16 protein-coding genes are annotated in these 16,748 nt (G+C 61.5%); 5 read left to right on the top strand and 11 right to left on the bottom strand.

The window, feature by feature from the left end:
- Positions 1-22: 22 nt before the first annotated feature.
- Complete coding sequence (locus BM357_RS10125; protein ID WP_074952513.1) at positions 23-625, bottom strand: hypothetical protein; 603 nt, start codon at positions 623-625, stop codon at positions 23-25.
- A 225-nt stretch (positions 626-850) separates the two neighbouring features.
- Here BM357_RS10125 and BM357_RS10120 point away from each other — a divergent pair, with 225 nt between their 5' ends.
- Together BM357_RS10120 and BM357_RS10115 are read left to right on the top strand one after the other, a co-directional pair.
- On the top strand, positions 851-1,744 hold the full coding sequence (locus BM357_RS10120; RefSeq protein ID WP_074952510.1) for an ABC transporter ATP-binding protein: 894 nt from the start codon (positions 851-853) through the stop codon (positions 1,742-1,744).
- The gene (locus tag BM357_RS10115) at positions 1,741-2,979 is read left to right on the top strand and encodes an ABC transporter permease (RefSeq protein ID WP_074952507.1); all 1,239 of its coding nucleotides are present in this window, start codon (positions 1,741-1,743) and stop codon (positions 2,977-2,979) included. Before BM357_RS10120 ends, BM357_RS10115 begins: the two co-directional genes overlap by 4 nt.
- A gap of 99 nt (positions 2,980-3,078) precedes the next feature.
- On the opposite strand, the gene BM357_RS10110 is transcribed toward BM357_RS10115, so the two are convergent.
- The 5 genes from BM357_RS10110 to BM357_RS10090 form a co-directional block, all read right to left on the bottom strand.
- On the bottom strand, positions 3,079-4,296 hold the full coding sequence (locus BM357_RS10110) for an enolase C-terminal domain-like protein (protein ID WP_074952504.1): 1,218 nt from the start codon (positions 4,294-4,296) through the stop codon (positions 3,079-3,081).
- Entirely contained in the window at positions 4,293-5,561 is a 1,269-nt protein-coding gene (locus BM357_RS10105; RefSeq protein WP_074952501.1) for an MFS transporter, read from the bottom strand. Before BM357_RS10105 ends, BM357_RS10110 begins: the two co-directional genes overlap by 4 nt.
- Positions 5,562-5,643: 82 nt before the next feature.
- On the bottom strand, positions 5,644-6,411 hold the full coding sequence (locus tag BM357_RS10100) for an SDR family NAD(P)-dependent oxidoreductase (RefSeq protein ID WP_074952498.1): 768 nt from the start codon (positions 6,409-6,411) through the stop codon (positions 5,644-5,646).
- Between the two features lie 211 nt (positions 6,412-6,622).
- Positions 6,623-7,327 (bottom strand): GntR family transcriptional regulator, encoded by a 705-nt coding sequence (locus BM357_RS10095; protein WP_074952495.1) that lies wholly within the window; start codon positions 7,325-7,327, stop codon positions 6,623-6,625.
- A gap of 152 nt (positions 7,328-7,479) precedes the next feature.
- Positions 7,480-8,742, bottom strand: coding sequence for a dicarboxylate/amino acid:cation symporter (locus BM357_RS10090; RefSeq protein WP_074952491.1), 1,263 nt, complete (start codon positions 8,740-8,742; stop codon positions 7,480-7,482).
- Positions 8,743-8,864: 122 nt separating this feature from the next.
- Between BM357_RS10090 and BM357_RS10085 the strand changes: the two genes are divergently transcribed.
- Both BM357_RS10085 and BM357_RS10080 read left to right on the top strand, forming a co-directional pair.
- Positions 8,865-10,199: an aspartate aminotransferase family protein gene (locus tag BM357_RS10085; protein WP_074952488.1), complete on the top strand. Its 1,335-nt coding sequence runs from the start codon at positions 8,865-8,867 to the stop codon at positions 10,197-10,199.
- Positions 10,200-10,216: 17 nt separating this feature from the next.
- Complete coding sequence (locus tag BM357_RS10080) at positions 10,217-11,083, top strand: MurR/RpiR family transcriptional regulator (RefSeq protein ID WP_074952485.1); 867 nt, start codon at positions 10,217-10,219, stop codon at positions 11,081-11,083.
- Here BM357_RS10080 and BM357_RS10075 read toward each other — a convergent pair.
- Positions 11,080-11,640 (bottom strand): hypothetical protein, encoded by a 561-nt coding sequence (locus BM357_RS10075; protein ID WP_074952482.1) that lies wholly within the window; start codon positions 11,638-11,640, stop codon positions 11,080-11,082. The genes BM357_RS10080 and BM357_RS10075 overlap by 4 nt on opposite strands.
- A gap of 282 nt (positions 11,641-11,922) precedes the next feature.
- On the opposite strand from BM357_RS10075, the gene BM357_RS10070 reads away from it, so the two are divergent.
- Entirely contained in the window at positions 11,923-12,972 is a 1,050-nt protein-coding gene (locus BM357_RS10070) for an XdhC family protein (RefSeq protein WP_074952632.1), read from the top strand.
- Positions 12,973-12,976: 4 nt separating this feature from the next.
- On the opposite strand, the gene BM357_RS10065 is transcribed toward BM357_RS10070, so the two are convergent.
- From BM357_RS10065 to BM357_RS10050, 4 genes are read right to left on the bottom strand one after another with little or no spacing between them, the layout of a single operon-like run.
- Positions 12,977-14,173 (bottom strand): vWA domain-containing protein, encoded by a 1,197-nt coding sequence (locus tag BM357_RS10065; protein ID WP_074952479.1) that lies wholly within the window; start codon positions 14,171-14,173, stop codon positions 12,977-12,979.
- On the bottom strand, positions 14,161-15,021 hold the full coding sequence (locus BM357_RS10060) for an AAA family ATPase (RefSeq protein ID WP_074952474.1): 861 nt from the start codon (positions 15,019-15,021) through the stop codon (positions 14,161-14,163). The genes BM357_RS10065 and BM357_RS10060 overlap by 13 nt, the downstream gene beginning before the upstream one ends.
- Before the next feature lie 20 nt (positions 15,022-15,041).
- The gene (locus tag BM357_RS10055) at positions 15,042-15,596 is read right to left on the bottom strand and encodes an SRPBCC family protein (RefSeq protein WP_074952471.1); all 555 of its coding nucleotides are present in this window, start codon (positions 15,594-15,596) and stop codon (positions 15,042-15,044) included.
- 49 nt (positions 15,597-15,645) lie between these two features.
- A complete protein-coding gene (locus tag BM357_RS10050; RefSeq protein ID WP_245783934.1) occupies positions 15,646-16,701 on the bottom strand; it encodes an XdhC family protein in 1,056 nt (351 codons plus the stop codon).
- Positions 16,702-16,748 lie beyond the last annotated feature (47 nt).

Below are 16,748 nucleotides of genomic sequence, written 5' to 3'. Positions count from 1 at the left end.
GCCACCTCCTGACAAAACGCCGTCACGCGTTGGTGTTGGATGTACCGGTCGCTCCATTCGATCCGCCCGTCGCGCCCGCCCCGGGTTGGCCTCCCGAGGCGCCGCCGGACGTTGCGTTGCCTCCGGCCCCACCCCGCCCGCCAAACGGACGGCCTTGCGGCAGCCCCTTCCGCTCCACCAGGGCAGGCAGACTCTGATCATAGCGCGTGATCATCTGCTGTTCACGGTCTGCGGACAAGCGGCCGGCCTTCACCTGCTCATCCAATTGCGCTTTGTAGGCCGCCTCCAGTTTGGAAATCAACGACTGCTCCGACAATCCCTTTTTCTGAGCGATGGCCAGGATGGATTGGCCGTCGCGCAGATCGTTCATCAGCTCGGTGTTGGAGATGCCGAGCACTTGACTCACGGCCGCAAAAGGCGACCCCCCCGCAAAGCCGCCTCGGTTGGGTCCCTGTCCGTTGCCCCAGGTCCGGTTTCCCGCGCCTTGGGCAGCCACCTGCCCATTGGTATTTCCCGCACCGGATGCCGCGCCCTGTGCCGCCCCTTGGCCTGCGCCGCAACCCGCCAAACCAACCGCCGCCAGGACCGCCACCCCAGCGATCGCCACTTTCCTCCACGCCGCCATGCGCCACACCTCCCGCACCACATTCGAAGACCTGGTCACTCAATTCGGATCTTGGAGAGGAAAGATTGAAATGACCTTGAAAACGATAGATCTGCAAATTTTCCGTGTCCCCTGCTGGAGCCCCTCCGCATCCGCATGATACGATGGGAGCGACTGACGATCCCGTCCGCGGCAAAACCACGGTCACGGCACTCAGACTGGCACGGATCCCCAAGGAGGCCATGGATGACCCTCGAACTTCGGAACGTTTCCAAGTCGTTCGGTGACAAAACGGTGGTGCGCGACCTGTCGTTCGTCGTGCCGACCGGCCAAGTCTTCAGCCTGCTCGGCTTGAACGGCGCCGGCAAGACCACCACCATCCGCATGATCCTCGACATTCTCCGGCCCGACAGCGGCGAGATCCTGTGGCAGGGCAGGCCGCTGCAGGCCCACCGCCTCGGCACCCTCGGCTACCTGCCCGAAGAGCGCGGCCTGTATCCCCAGATGAAGGTGCTGCCGCAGTTGGTGCTGTTCGGCCGCCTGCAGGGCCTCTCCAGCGAGCAAGCCCGGCAGGCCGCCTTGCAATGGCTGGAGCGGTTCGGCATCCCGCAGCACAGGGACGCGTTGGTGGGGCAGTTGTCCAAAGGGAACCAGCAGAAGATCCAATTCATCGCCGCCATCCTCCACAATCCCGACCTGGTCATCCTGGACGAGCCCTTCAGCGGTCTCGATCCGGTCAATACCGAACTGTTCAAGAGCGTGTTCCGGGAACTGGTCGAAGCTGGAAAGACCATCATCTTCTCCAGCCACCGGCTCGATCACGTCGAGGCCCTCAGCGACGCGGTCGGGATCATCCACCGGTCCGAGCTGGTGCTCTCCGGCCGGGTGCAGGAGATCTTGGACGCCCAGCCGCCTCACACGGTGCGCATCGGGGCCGATCCCGACGCCGTCCGCCGCCTTCTGCCCCCCGGCGCCGACGTGCGCGTCGAGCGCGGGTGGGTCAGCGTCCCCGTCCGGCACTGCGCTCCGGATGAACTCCTGAGAAACCTGGTACAACACGGGGTCCGGGTCACGCACTACGAATGGATCCGCCCGTCGCTCCAGGACATCTTTCTCGAAAAGGTGGGGGAACGCCCATGAACGGCTTGTGGATCATGGTGGAACGGGAGTTCATGGCCCGGGTGACGCGCAAGGCGTACTGGTTCATGACGTTGTTCGGCCTCGCGGTGATGGTCGCGCTGACCTTCATGCCCACCATCATGCAGTGGATCCAGCACTCCACGCAGAAACGCATCGCCGTCGCGGACCCCAACCGGTTGTTGGCGGCGAGCACGGTACCGCCTCAGAGCGACGCGTCCGATTTCACGCTGGACATTCTCCCCGTGGATGTGGCCCGGCGGATCACCGGTTCCGACGAAGCGCTCACCAGCTACTTCCACGACAGCAAGGTCTCGGCCGTGGTGGTGGTGCGAGGAGCACAGACGGCCGATGCAACGTTCGTGATCGAAGAGAATGACACCTTGGAGCCTAGCACACTGCAGCAGGTGGAGGGGTGGGCGCGGCAACAGGTGATGTCCGCCCGCGTCCAACAGTTGGGGCCCGCAGCGCAGACCGCCCTCTCCCGGCCGGTGCCGGTGGACGTCCACGCGCGGAATCCGAATTCCTTCTCATTCGAGCAACGGCTCCAGTCGACCATGCTCGTCTACGCCATGGTGATCCTGTTGTTCACAACGGTGATCGCCTATGGCGCGTGGGTAGTCCAGGGCGTCATCGAGGAGAAATCGAACCGCATCATCGAGATGATGCTGATTGCCCTCAAGCCGTGGCAGATTCTGTTCGGGAAGGTCATCGGGATCGCCCTGGTGGCACTGGTGCAGTACGCCTTGTGGACGGCCGGGGTGCTCGTGGCCCGGGCAATCCGGGGTTCCGCCGCAGCCATCCCGGTGGAACACGTCTCCCCTGCCACGTTGGCCCTGTTCCCGCTGTTCTTCCTGCTCGGCTACCTGATGTACGCGACTTTATTCAGCATCGGGGGATCGCTGGTGCACCGCGCGGAGGAGCAACAGTTGGCGGTGACGCCCGTCACACTGCTGTTGGTGGTGGTCTTTTACGCCAGCCTGTTGGCGGTGTTCAAACCGGACAGCACCTGGGCCACCATCATCTCCTTCATCCCGCCGTGCATGCCCATCGCCATGTTCGCGCGGGTGGCCCTGACCCATGTGCCCGTCTGGCAGTTGATCCTCTCCATCGCCGGCGGCCTCGTGGTGATCTGGCTGCTGGTGTGGGCCGGCGCCGTGGTCTACCGGCGCTTCGCCCTGCACACGTCGGGTGCATCCGGGTGGAAGCTGCTGTTGCGCGGCGGACACGGAGGTTGACCTCTGCGGCATCTCGTGAGAAAGCGCGTTGACGAAGGAACCCCCGGTGCCATGCGGGCAACGGGGGTTCTTGACACGGCTTCTGCCGGGCCTCACAACTTACAACCAGGTGGGGGCGAACCGGTCATTCGGAATCAACGGATACCACCCCGGTCGCTTCGGATCGCGATCGTAAGGATAGCCGCCCAACCGTTGGTACAACTCCGCGTACTCAGCAAGTTTGTCACGGTCCAGTTCAACGCCGAGGCCCGGTTTGTCCGGCACGCGGATACGGCCGTTTTCGTACCTCATCTTGCCGCCGACGATGATGTCGTCCTGGAGATGATGGTAATGGGCGTCCGCGGCGAACGCGAGGTTCGGCAACACGGCCCCCAGGTGCAGCATGGTCGCCAGTTGAATGCCGAGCTCGCCGGACGAGTGGACGGACACCCCCAACTGGAACGTTTCGCAGACCCCGGCCGCCTTGATGCACGGGCGAATGCCGCCCCAAAAGGTGGTGTCCAGCAGGATCACGTCGACCGCCGGATTCAGGACATTGGCGGCCAACTGTTCGAAGTTGACCACCACCGTGTTGGTGGCCGTCGGGATCCGGACCATTTCCCGCACTCGTCGCAGACCGTTGAGCCCCCAGGTGGGGTCCTCGTAGTAGTCGTTCTTCAAGTGCTCAATCCGCTTGCCGAACCATATGCTGTCCTCCACACTGTAGGCGCCGTTGGGGTCGTACCGAAGGCGATCCTCCGGAAACGCCTCGGCCAACGCCAGGAAACATTCCAGCTCATACTCGGGCGCAAACACGCCGCCTTTCAGCTTGTGCGTCGTGAAACCGTGGGTTTCCTTGAGCGCGCGGGCATACGCCACCAACTGCTCGGGCGTGCGCACTTCCCCGCTTCCATCCTCGTTGGCGTACCGGAAGAACAGATAGCTTGCAAAAGGCACGCTGTCGCGGACCTTGCCCCCGAGCAACTGGTACACCGGCACGCCGAGCTTCTTCCCGATGATGTCGAGGCAGGCAAACTCGATGGCGGCGTGCAACTGCGTCCGGTTGTTGTACAGGCTCGCCGTGGGATTGCAGATGGCGAAGCGCAGGTTTTCGAGCTCGAACGGATCGTGCCCGACCAGGTACGGCTTCAACCCCCGGAAGGCCAGTTCCGCGCTCTCACCGCCGCCGCCCATCTCGCCCAGGCCAGTGATGCCCTCGTCCGTTTCGACTTCCACAATGGTCCGGACAAACCGTCCCCAGTGAGCCCCGTTGCTGTGGCGAATGATCCCTTGCAGCGGCACCGTGACCGTGGTGGCTCGGATGTCTGTGATCTTCATGCTCTGCTTTCACGCCTCCCAATCAAGAAAACCGTTGCCAGGGCACCTACGACGGCCAACCCGCCAGCCAGGAAAAAGGCGCTCGAGAAATTCCCGCTTCTCTGCACCAAGATCCCTGTGACCGTCGGAGCAATGATGCCGGAGATGTTGGACACCAGGTGTACGAATCCGCCCGCGCTGCCGATGTATTTGCTTGGCACCGTGTCCTGAATGATGGCCCAGTAGATCATCGCCGTCAGATACAGGAAGAATGCCCCAACCGCCATCAACGTGACCGCTTCCAGAGCGGTATTCACAGAGCCAATCACGCCGATACAAACCGCCGCTCCAAACAGACCGACCGCCAGCACGACCTTTCTGGAAAACATCAATTTCCCTGTCTTGCGATACAGGGCGTCGGACAAAATTCCTCCGCACATCAGACCGATGGCGCCAATCAACCACGGGATGGCCGTGGCGAAACTCATGTCATGGATGCTCAGGTGCCTGGCCTTCGTCAGATAGCTCGGAAACCAGGTGAGAAAGAAGAAATTGTTATAGTTGTATGCGAAAAATGCAACCGCAGTAAACAGGATGGTCGGCCGGCGAATGATGGACCACAGGGTAAGATTCGGCGTCGCGTCCGATGGGTTCCCGCTTTGAACCGATCCCTGATCCTGTTGAATTTCATCCAGTTCCTCTTTGGATACACGCGGATGTTGAGCCGGGTAATCCGTGGTCGTTTTCAACCACAACAGCATCAGGAGCAGGCCTACCACGGTAAGAACGACAAACGACGTTCTCCAGCCGAACCGAAGGGACAACAGGCCGACGATTGGCCCTGCTGCGGCACCGCCGAGCAACATCCCTGACGTGTAGAGTCCGATAGCGCTTGCACGTTCCCGTGCAGGAAGCCATTGATTGGCCATCTTGTTGGAAGTGGTCGCGATGGGGCCTTCTGCAAATCCGAACAAAAGGCGCAGAATGTAGAACGATATGAAGTTAAACCCGGCGGACGTGAGTCCCACAAAGGCAGACCAGCCGGCCAACGCTCCCGCCATCACCTTCCGGGGTCCGAATCGGTCTGCCAGATATCCGCCGACAAAGTTGAACAGGGCATAACCAATCGAAAAACTGCCCAGGATCAACCCCATCTGGACCGCGTCCAAATGGAATTCCTTGCTGATCATCGGTGCAGCGACGGAAAACGCTGCCCGGTCCGCGTAGTTCAACGCACCAATCAGGAAGATGAGCCCCACAATCACCCAACGGAACTTCCACTTCATTGAGGTTCCACCCGCCTTGTGATCCATCCGTGTGACTTATCAGTGGCTTGCTGTCCTTCGTTTTCCTTCCGTTGCCATGCGCTCAAATGTATCCGTTGGCTAACCAGCCGCCATCGACCCGCAGTGCAATGCCAGTGACGTAATTGGAGTCATCAGACGCCAGGAATACAGCGGGCCCGACGAGGTCATCCACCTCGCCCAAACGCCGGGCCGGGATGCGTGCCACCATGCGATCGGGTTTGTGGACACCCTTCGCAATCAGATCCTGAACAATCTCCGTACGGATGAATCCAGGGCTGATGGCGTTGACCTGAATGTTGTACTTCGCCCATTCCACGGCCAAATTCTGCGTCAATTGGAGCACGCCGCCTTTGCTTGCCGCATACGCGGCCCGCTCCGGAATCGCCGCGTGCGCCACAATGGACGTGATGTTGATGATCTTGCCTCCACGGCCTCCTTCCATCATGACGCGGCCGACCTGTTGGCAAAAGAGAAACGTGCCATCCAAGTTGGTGCGCAGACAACGATGCCAATCTTCCAACTTCAGCGATTCCGACGGTGATACCATCGTGATCCCCGCCGCATTGACGAGAATGTCTATCCTGCGGTGCCGCTCCACCGTTTCCCGAACCACTCGCTCGACGTCTTCCGGGTTGCCTACGTCCGAAACGACGGTCAGGGGCCTGCGTCCGGTCGTCTGTTCGATCCATTCGGCCTGACGCTCCAGTTGCTCACGCGTTCGGCTCACCAACACCAGATCCGCCCCCTCGCGCGCAAACCCACGCGCAATCGCGGCGCCGATCCCTCTTCCTCCTCCTGTGACCAACGCGACTCTGTCCCGCAATCTCATAAACCTTCCCCCCAATTTTCAAGAGGTCACACCCGTAAACGAAACCGTTTTCCAACGCTGTCTGCGAATCGCCCCCCCTTCGGGGACATGAACCCAGCCACACTCAAAAGAGCGCCGCCGCAGTTTGTGTACTAGTATACAAGTTCGAGCGCGCTTTGCAAGAGTGTGGACGGGCTCCGTTCGCATCGTCCATCCCGGTTATCCGTTCATGTCACAGACGCGTAAAATACCGGCTGTATTTCGTTACAATCGAGGGGATATTATACTGCAACTGGCGGAAATGATGTTTGAGCAAAGAAGCGGTTTCTTCTGCGTTCCCCGCCCGAAGCGCCGCAAAGATATCCCTGTGCTGTTGCACGACCGTCTCCATGTTCAAGGCTTCTTTCAGTTCCAGATAGCGCATGCGCTTCAGATGGCCGCGAAGTTGTGTCACGATGGACACCAAGGTGGCGTTGCTGGTCAATTCCAAAATGGACTGATGGAAGGCTTCATCGAGGTCAAGGAAAGCGATATAGTCTCCAGTTTCACTGGCACCGGCTTGTTTCCTCAGAATCTCGTCAATCTCCCGCCCCGCCTCGCGAAAGGTTTCAAGTTCCTCGTCCCAGGCTTGCGCCACCCAGGTGAAGCCGTGGACCTCCAGAATCTCCCGCAGCGACCGCGCTTCTTCCACTTTCTTCTCCGAGATGTAAGCCACACGTGCCCCCCGCTGCGGCAGGATCTCGATGAACTCCTCCCGCTGCAAGGCGAGCAGCGCTTCTCGCACCGGTGTTCGGCTCATTCCGAGCGCACTCGCGAGTTCGTTTTCGTACACCATCTGCCCGGGTTGAAGCCGCAACGAGATGATGTCATCCCGGATTTTTCGGTACGCCGTTTCGCCCAGCGTCTCCCGATTTTGCGTCGGTGGGTAGAGCGCCATGGTTCCTCCTTGGATACGGGTGTGTACCCCATTGTAGCGAACCCCGTGGCCATCCGTCCACGCGGGAGGCCCGCAATGAAACTGCGCCGGCGGCAGCGGTGCACACCCTGGCCCCGGCGCCCCACCTGCAGTGCCTCCCTTGCAGAGGACAATCACAGGTTGGCCGTCTCCATCGGACCATCCGCGGATGTCACCGCAGGGATGCCCTGGGGTTTGCCGAGCACACCTTCCCAACGCGCGACAACCGCCGATGAAAAGACGTGTCCCATCACATTCACCGCTGTGCGAGCCATATCGATGATGCGGTCCACCCCGAGAATGAGTGCCACGCCCTCGGCGGGTAGCCCAACCGCGGTGGCCGTGGCCAACAGGATGACCATCGAGGACGAGGGGACTGCGGCGACCCCCTTGCTGGTGACGATGAAGAATAAAATCATCGTGATCTGTTGGATGAAGGTCATGTGAATTCCAAAAAGTTGCGCGATGAACGGCGCAGCGATGGTCAGGTACAGCGTGGTCCCGTCTGAATTCAGCGGCAAGCCCGCGGGAATGACAAATGACGTGATGGACTTCGGAACCCCAAACCGCTCGAGGCGGTCCATCAACTGGGGGACCACGGTCTCCGTACTCCCTGTGGAAGCACCAATCAGCATCAGGTCCCACACCATCTTATAGACGTCCGTGATGCGAATTCGCAGGCAGAGCGCCACGATGGGAAACACAACGAAGACCAACAGGGCCAGCGCCAGGTAAGCGGTTCCAATCAGGCGCAGCAGAGGGATGACCAGCTTCACGCCATAGGTCCCAATGGTCGCCGCCATCAGGGCAAACACGCCGATGGGCGCCACTGTCATGACCATGTTCACCAACCGGAACGACGCCTGAGAGACGATGTCCATGAACTGAACGAACGGCTTGGCCCTCTCCCCCAGTCCAACCAGTGCGATGCCGAACATCACGCAGAAAAAGATGGTGGCCAGCATGTCACTTCTCGCCATGGCGTCCAAGAAGTTGGTCGGGATGATGTTCAAGAGCAACGTGGTCCCATCCATCACGGTGGCCGTATTGGACTGCAGTTTCGAGATGTCCCCTTTCGGAAGCTGACTCAGGTCAATCCCTGTTCCCGGATGAACCACGTTGGCAACGATGAGGCCAAGGAACAGGATGAGCGTGGTGAAGAACTCGAACCACACAATCGTCTTGAGCCCGATGCGGCCCATTCTCCGAATGTCTCCAATGCCGGCCACGCCCACCAGTAACGTGGACACGATCACCGGCAACACCACCATTTTGATCAGTCGGATGAACGCGTCCCCGACCGGTTTGATGGCGATGCCGGCGTGTGGAAACAGATAGCCAAACAAGCCGCCCAGCACGGTCGCCAACAAGATGTAGAGCGCCATACGAACTCTCATGTCCTCCACCTCCCACAAAACAGTCAAAATGAATCGTTATTTGCAAGCATTATTGCATATGTTATTAACTCCTGCAATAATATTTTCATCCGCATGACGGAACCCCTGTGGAGGTGCAGAGGATGGACCTTACCGTGCTTCAGAGCAGATTTGAGCGTCGGCATCCCCGTTCGAAGTCTTTCTACGAAAAGGCCTTATTGTCCACCCCCGGCGGTGTGCATGGAAACCTTCGTCACTATCCGCCGTTTCCGCTCACCTTCGAGAAGGCACAGGGCGCATACCTGACGGACGCAGACGGCCACGTCTACGTCGACTATTTCCTGTCGTATGGCGCCCTCATCCTGGGACATGGGGATCCGGCGGTTCGGATGGCCGTCCAAGAAGTCTGGGAGCAGCAGGGCACCAGCAGCTTTGGAGCGCCGCATCCCTTGGAACTCGAGATGGTGGATACGTTGAAAAGCCTCCTTCCCAGCTTGGAATCGGTCCGCTTCACGAACTCGGGTTTGGAAGCGACGTTGCTCAGTGTGCGGCTCGCCCTGGCGTACACCGGAAGAACGCACTTGGCAAAATTCGAAGGCCATTACCACGGCAGCCATGATCACGTCCTGATCAGCATCCACCCCGCCGAAGCCCCGCATGAGGCCCGCCGTCCGGCCCCGAAAGCAGCGTCCTTTGGACTGCCCGACTACTTCACCGACCATACCATCGTCCTCCCATACCATGACTGGGATGCCTGTGAAGACATTCTCAATCAGCACAAAACCGAGATCGGCGCCGTGATCATGGAACCCATGATGGCCGGATTTGTCCCGGCGGACCCTGGGATGGTCAAGCGTTTGCGGGAATGGACCTCACAGCACGGGGTGCTCCTGATTTTTGACGAGGTCAAGACGGGGTTTCGGGTCTCTTTGGGCGGGGCTCAGGAATATTACGGAGTCAAACCAGACTTGACCACCTTGGGAAAGGTGGTCGGCGGAGGATTCCCAATCGGCGTGGTGGGAGGCAGACGAGACATTCTCGATCTGTGTTCCCCACTGCGCTCTGGTCAGCCGCTCTTTCACAGCGGCACATTCAACGGCAACCCCGTGTCCTTGGCGGCGGGGCTCGCCACGCTGCGTCAGTTGAGGCAACCAGGGTTCTTTGATAACATGGTCAAAAGCGCAATGAAGTTGAGAGACGCCATTGAATCCTTGTCCCAGGCATACAACGCCGGCTGGAGCACCCTCGGCGTCGGGACGATTTTCAACTTGGTGGACACGGCCACTGACCCGCAGGGAACGGCGAAGACGGCACGGCGGCTCGCATTGGACTATCTCTTGATGGAACAGGGCGTGTTTTCAAAACCGCTGAACCGGTTTTCCATGGCCTCTGTGCACGGTCCCCAGGAGATAGATCAGACGATTTCGGCATTCGAGCGGGCCTTCGCCGAGCTCACGGGCAGACACCTCAGGTCGTGACACAGAAGGGGAGGACCATGGGGGAAAGCCGCAGCATCCTCGACCGGATCGCCGAACTGTACCCGACGATGAGCCCCTCGCAACGCCTCATTGCAGACGTAATCCTGCGCGATCCCGAATCCAGCGCATTCTGCAATGTCGCCGACCTGGCGAGACAAGCCGGGGTAAGCGAGTCGACGGTGACCCGGTTCGCGACGTTTCTGGGATGCAAGGGCTTCCCCGGCCTTTCCCGCTCCTTGCAAGAGATTGTCCGGCGCCGCCTGACCACGGGGCAACGGTTTCAGCTGACGACCAGCCTGGGCCAGGCGGAGCAGGAGATCGTTCAGCACTTCCGGCAGGACGTGCAAAACATCGCGCTGATGATGGAGCGAATGGACCCGAAGGCATTTGTCCGCGCCCGGGACCGGTTGGTCGAATCCCCGCGCATTGGCGTGGTCTGTTCCCGAAGCACCGTCTCATTGGGCCAATTTTTTCAGTTCTATCTCCACCTGCTGGGGAAAGACGTGATCCTCTTCACCGGCGATCCCCGGACCATCGACTTGCTCCAACGCTTTGGTCCGGGTGATGTGATGGTCGGGATTGGGTTCTCCCGCTACGCCCGTTGGACCGTGGAACACCTGCGCTACGTGCGGAAAAAGGATTCCTGGATCATGGTCATCACCGACTATCCTTCGTCGCCGCTTGTCCCGTTGGCCGATGAGGCGTTCTTCACCCCCACCGGCATCCCATCCCACTTGGACTCCCTCGTGGCTCCGCTGTCCTTCCTGACGGGACTGTTGCGGGCCGTATCCAGCCGCATGTCCCAGAAGGCTGCGGAGATCCTGCAAGAGATGGAAGACCTGTGGGCCCAGTTTGGGATTTATGAACCGCCCTCGTCCGTCTAACGCCCGTCTCGCCGCACGCGGGGGACTGGGGAACCGTGGTATGGAAGCTCAAGTTGAGATGATGCCTGCTCACATGCCTCCTGGGACGTCCTTTCTCTTCCCACCACTCCGGCTCGGCTCGCGGCCAGCCATGCACCACTCGTGCCGCCAGCCATGCCGCTCATGGATCCGCCCATGATCACGTTGAAAAGCGTCATGAACTCCATCGCCGTGGGCACCCGGTGCAGGTGCAGCACCCAAACCGCCGCTGGCAACAGGGCGCCCAATACCGAACCGGCCATCCCTCCCACCATGCCGCCCATCAAGGACCACATGGCATGGTGCTGCCGGCGAATGTCCGCCTCCAGAGAAGATGCGCAAGGAGAATCCACATCCCTCCGGTGATCTGCGTTCATTCTGAATCCCAGGTAGGCGCCGGCCATCGAACCCAGACCGGACAACACGAAAGCGGCGAGGCCCGAAGTCCCAGTCCACAAATCGATGGCAGCGCCCGCGAAGGCACCGAATCCGCCCCCGAGCGCGCTGACCCCTCCGGCCATCCGGTGGCGTTCGTCCATGGGTTGCTCTCCTTTCATCCACTCCTTGGCGGACCGATGATGGACCGTCGGACGGACGTGGGTGACGACAACTTCCTCCGTTGATCCCATTCAAGCCGAGAGCCCGGATGGCGATCAATCTCCAATCCGGTATGAAAGAACACCATTCCGGGTGCCGTTCCCCTTTCCGTCATTCACCAAAATTCATGATATAACTGCATTAGATGGAGCCGGAGCGAAACGCGAATCGGCACAGCCCATGTTCCGATTCATCCGTCGTGTCACGCAAAGGAGAGGATGGATGTGTCACGCATTGATGAGGCCCGCGAAGTATTCGCACGAATCGAACAAGCATGGACAGACAGTGAACGTGCCGTGCTGTTGACCATCACCCAGGTGAAAGGGTCCGCCTACCGTCTCCCGGGCGCCAAAATGATGATGACAGAGACCGGAAAGATGCTGGGCACCCTCAGCGGCGGTTGCCTGGAATCCGATTTGTACGGATGGGCGGAAAAGACATTTGCGGAGGGAAAACCTCGCCTCGTCCAGTACGACCTCAGCGAAAACGAAATGTGGTCGCTTGGAATCGGGTGCAAAGGCACGATGGAGGTGGCCATCTTTCCGATTGAGCCCGACGACCCCTTTTGGCGCACGGTTCGGGAACAGGTCCAAAAGGACCAGGCCGTCTCCTTGGCGATAGAGCTGCCGTTTGGCGCCCGTGCGGTGTTAGTCGGGACCGAGCCGGCGTCGGGTGACGCGGACCGTCTGCCGCAGGCTGTGCTCGAGCGATTGACGAGCGCCGTCTGGAGCCGAACCCGCGCAGAAGTGGTCGAAGTGGACGGGCGCCGTTTCTTCGTCGACACGATGCGGCCCAACGAGCGGCTGATCATTTGCGGCGCGGGACACGACACCGTCCCTGTCGCAGCACTGGCTGCCAAGTGCGGGTTCCGCGTCACCGTGCTGGACCCGCGCAAGGAGTTCAACGGACCCATTCGGTTCCCGTCGGCGGAACATCTCGTCGTCGAACCGGCCGAAGCCGATCCCTCCCAGCTCACGGCCAGTTGGTGGCTGATCATGAACCACCTGCAGGCTCGCGACGAGGCCGCGCTGCGCCTCGCCCTGCAGGCGCAGCCGAAGTTTATCGGCGTTCTGGGTCCGCTGGCGCGCACGCGGGAGATGCTGGAGAACATTCATGCGGATCTCGCAGACGGCCCCATCCACGCACCGGTCGGGCTCGACATCGGCGCGGAAACCATTGACGAGGTGGCGGTTTCCATCGTGTCCGAGCTGGTGGCGGCGCGAGCAGCCCGTTCGGGCGGTCCGCTGCACGGGCGGGAAAAGATCCACTCCTGACCGGTTATGGCCCTGCGGCCTGCAAGGCCCCGGTCGAAGCCGCGGGAACGGCCCCCGTCGCAGCGGCGTGTACATCCCCGTTCGAGGGAGCATGCAGAGCCCCGCTCGAAACCGCCTTCCGCCAGGATGCCACGTCGTGGACGTCGACGAACGCGTCCACATAGGGCAGGGCCGCCGACATGCCCGACGCCGTCGGCTGGTAGTCCGGTTCCGCCAGCAAGGGGTTGATCCAGACCACCCTGCCCACTCGGGCCGCCAGGTCGCGCATCGCGGAATGCAGTTGGAGCGGAGGCTCTGCATCGAATCCGTCGGAGGCGATGATGACACAGGTGTGCCGGTTCAACAGGCCGCCGTGTCGGTCCATCAGCTCCTTCAGCGCTGTGCCAATGCGGGTCCCTCCCTTCAATCCGGGCAAATGGTCGTAGGGGATGCCGTTCACCGCATGACGGGAGACCAAAGCCGTCACGCGCAACAGCCGCGTCGAAAACAAGAAGATCTGGGTGCGCACACGAACCCGCGTGAACGACCAGGCCAAGGCCGTGAAAAAGGGGGCATACGGTTTCATGGAACCGGAAATGTCTAGGATCAGAAGGACCCTGGGCTTGTCGGGACGGCGTGTGCGCCACTGAAGCGTCATCGGTTCGCCGGCACGGCGCATAGCGAGGCGGATGGTGCGGCGCATGTCGATCCGCTCGTTCCCCCGCATCCACGCCCTCCGGCTTGGCGGCGCGACGAGGGCGCGGACCGCCGAGCGCGTGACCTGCAGCACATCCTGCAGCACTTGTCCATCCGCCCGCAACGCGTACCGCTCGCCATCTTCCGGATGCCGCCCCGCAAGGGTTCCCTGCACCGTCTGCATCCACGGAGCATGTTCACGGCGGACGATGTCGGATCCGCCCCCTTCCTCCGGTTGCAGACGGTGCCTTTGTTCCAGACGGGGTTCCTTGTGGAGGAAGTACCGTTCGAACAGTCTGGGAAACATGTGCCACTGCGCGGGGGTGCGGGAGTAAATGGATCGAAATGCGCAGCACACTTGATCCATCCGTTCGATGTCCAACTGCGTCATGGCGGCCATGGCCGTGAGCGTCTCGGAAATCCCTGTCTGAAATCCATAGGTGCGCAGCCAAGCGCCGAAATGCGTGACCTGGTTCACGACGCCCGCCGTGAGATACCCGAATTCCTCAGCAGTCAGGCGTTCCATATCAGGTTCAATCCTCTCTCCTGCACCAGGGCTGCGTCCTCCTGCGTCTTCAACAGGCATCCGACCGTCAGGCGGGTGACCGTCTCGTCCAACTCCTGCGCACCCAGTTCGCACAGCGCCCGCGCGAAATCGATGGATTCCGCCAATCCCGGAGGTTTGAGCAGCGACAACTTGCGCAAGCGGCGCACGCTGCGCGCAATCTGCCGGGCGAGATGGGGCGCCATCTGCGGAACGTGCAGCGAGATGATGGCGGCCTCCTGTTCCGGCGACGGGTAGTCCACCCAGAAGTACAGGCAGCGGCGCCGCAGCGCATCGGACAGATCCCGCGTCCGGTTGGACGTCAGCACCACCGACGGCGGTTCCTCTGCCCGAAACGTTCCCAATTCGGGAATGGTGATTTGGAAATCCGAGAGGATCTCCAACAGCATGGCTTCAAACTCTTCATCCGCCCGGTCGACCTCGTCCACCAGCAGCACCGGCGCGGGCCGCTCCCGGAGGGCGCGCAGAAGCGGACGTTCGATGAGAAACCGCTCGCTGTAGAGCGCCGTCTGGTCCACATCCCCATGGGTGAACGCCGTGCGCGCCATCAGGAGTTGCTTGGGATAGTCCCAGTCGTACAAGGCCTGGCTCGCGTCCAGTCCCTCATAGCACTGCAACCGAATGAGGTTCACCGACCGGACTTCGGCCAAGGCCTTGGCCAACGCCGTCTTCCCCACCCCCGCGGGACCTTCCAACAACAGCGGACGGCGCAGCCGCTGGGACAAATACAGGACGGTAGCCAGCCCTTCCTCCGCGACATAGTGAACGCTGCGCAACGCCTCCTGCAGCTGGCGCACCTGACCGTTCATCTGAGCCTCCCCCGCCCTGGTCAAACATCCTTCACCGCGGTTGTCCCTTCCTCGGCTTCCGCCGCTGCAGCTTCATCCGCCGCGGATTCATCCCCTTCTGCGGCGGGCGCCTCCTCCGCCACATCCTCGTCCGCTGCCGAGAGCAGAGCCGCCTTCAGATTGGCGAATACTTTTTCCGTGATTTTGCGGGCCTCCCCGTCAATCAAGCGCCCGCCCAGGCTGGCGATGGGGCCGCTGATGACCGTGTCGCATCGCCACTTCAGGACGGTTCCGCCGCTGGTGTCGCTCAACTCCATGGCCGCCTTCATGTCGACCCCGCTGCCCATGCCGCCTCCCCGGATGGACAGCGACGCGGTGCGCCCCGGTTCCTCCACCGTCAGTTCACTGGTCAGATCGAACTTGCCCCGCACCGGCCCGATGCCGACCTTCACCAGGGTGCGAAAACGGTTCTCACTTTCGACGTTCAGTTCAATCAAGTCCGGGATGCACGGGCCCATCCGATGGGGGTCGGTCACGAACGCCCACACCTGGCTCCGAGGTTTCTCAATCGTGAATTCACCTTGATACGTACGCATGCTCTCGTCTCCTTTGCTGTGGCGTTCTCGAAATCCTGATGCGTGATCCTTATGCGTGGCTGAGATACCGCTCCGGGTCGCGCGCGAACATCTGCCGGCAGCCCGCGCAGCAAAATCCGTATTCCGTCCCGTTCCACTCCAGGCGGTACGGGGTCTTCGACAAATCCACCGTCATGCCGCAGACCGGATCCACCACCTGTTGGGGCGCCTCACGGTTGCGTTCATCGGACGCCGGGTCATGCACAGCACCCGCATGCGGGGGCGTGGATGCGTCCGCATGCTCGCCGGCCTCGGCGCCTGGAACGGGTTTCCCGTCCCAACCCTCGCCTGCGCCACGGCGCCGGCGTTCCACCAGTTGCGCCAGAATGCTCAGGGCGATCTCCTGCGGCCCCTGGGCCCCAATGTCCAATCCCGCCGGCGCCGTCACGAATTCCAGCAGGCGGCTGGAAGCGCCTGCTTCTGCCAACTCCGCGCGAATCGCCTGCCAGCGCCTGGGGCTGGTCACCAAGCCCAGGTAGCGCAGGGGGATGGAGGCCGCCGCCAAGACCGCATCGGCGTCGTACAGGCCCATGGTGGCGACGACAGCGTACACGGTCTGGCCCGGACGAACCCCCATCTGGCGGCGCAATTTTTCCACCGGTTCCGCCGCAGACCCGGAATCCACGGACGCCTCCAGGGAGATGCGGTGGGGAACGAATGCGAATCTGGGTGCCAACTCAGCCAACGCGTGCGCAATTGGCGAGTTCCCCACAATCAGCAACACAGGGTCCACGTGCCTGGGTTCCAGGAACAGCTCGACCGTCCCTTCCGACGCGCACGTCATCGGCAGGATGGTCACGCCTTCCATCCCCTGGGCCGGCGGATGCGCCGTCACGAGCAACAGCGAGCTTTCCCCCGTGACGAGGCACTTCTTCGCCTGGTCCACCACCAACTTCCGGGTGCAGTGTCCGCCGACAAACCCCATCAGCTCGCCGTTGGCCGTGACCAGGGCCTTGTCGCCCACCGTCGCCGAACTCGGGCGGACCCGGCGGACCACCGTCACCCAGACGTACGGCTCCTTCCGTTCATCCAACTGCCTCGCCGTTTCGATGAGATCCCCCATCATGCGAACCCGGCGGTCATCCGACTGCCGGGTCTTCCCTCCCTCATCCG

Source organism: Paenalicyclobacillus macrosporangiidus (assembly GCF_900116805.1).
In the GTDB taxonomy this organism is placed as follows: Bacteria; Bacillota; Bacilli; order Alicyclobacillales; family Alicyclobacillaceae; genus Alicyclobacillus_H; species Alicyclobacillus_H macrosporangiidus.
The sequence above is the reverse complement of the archived record's forward strand: the minus strand, read 5'-3'. Positions and strand labels throughout refer to the sequence as shown.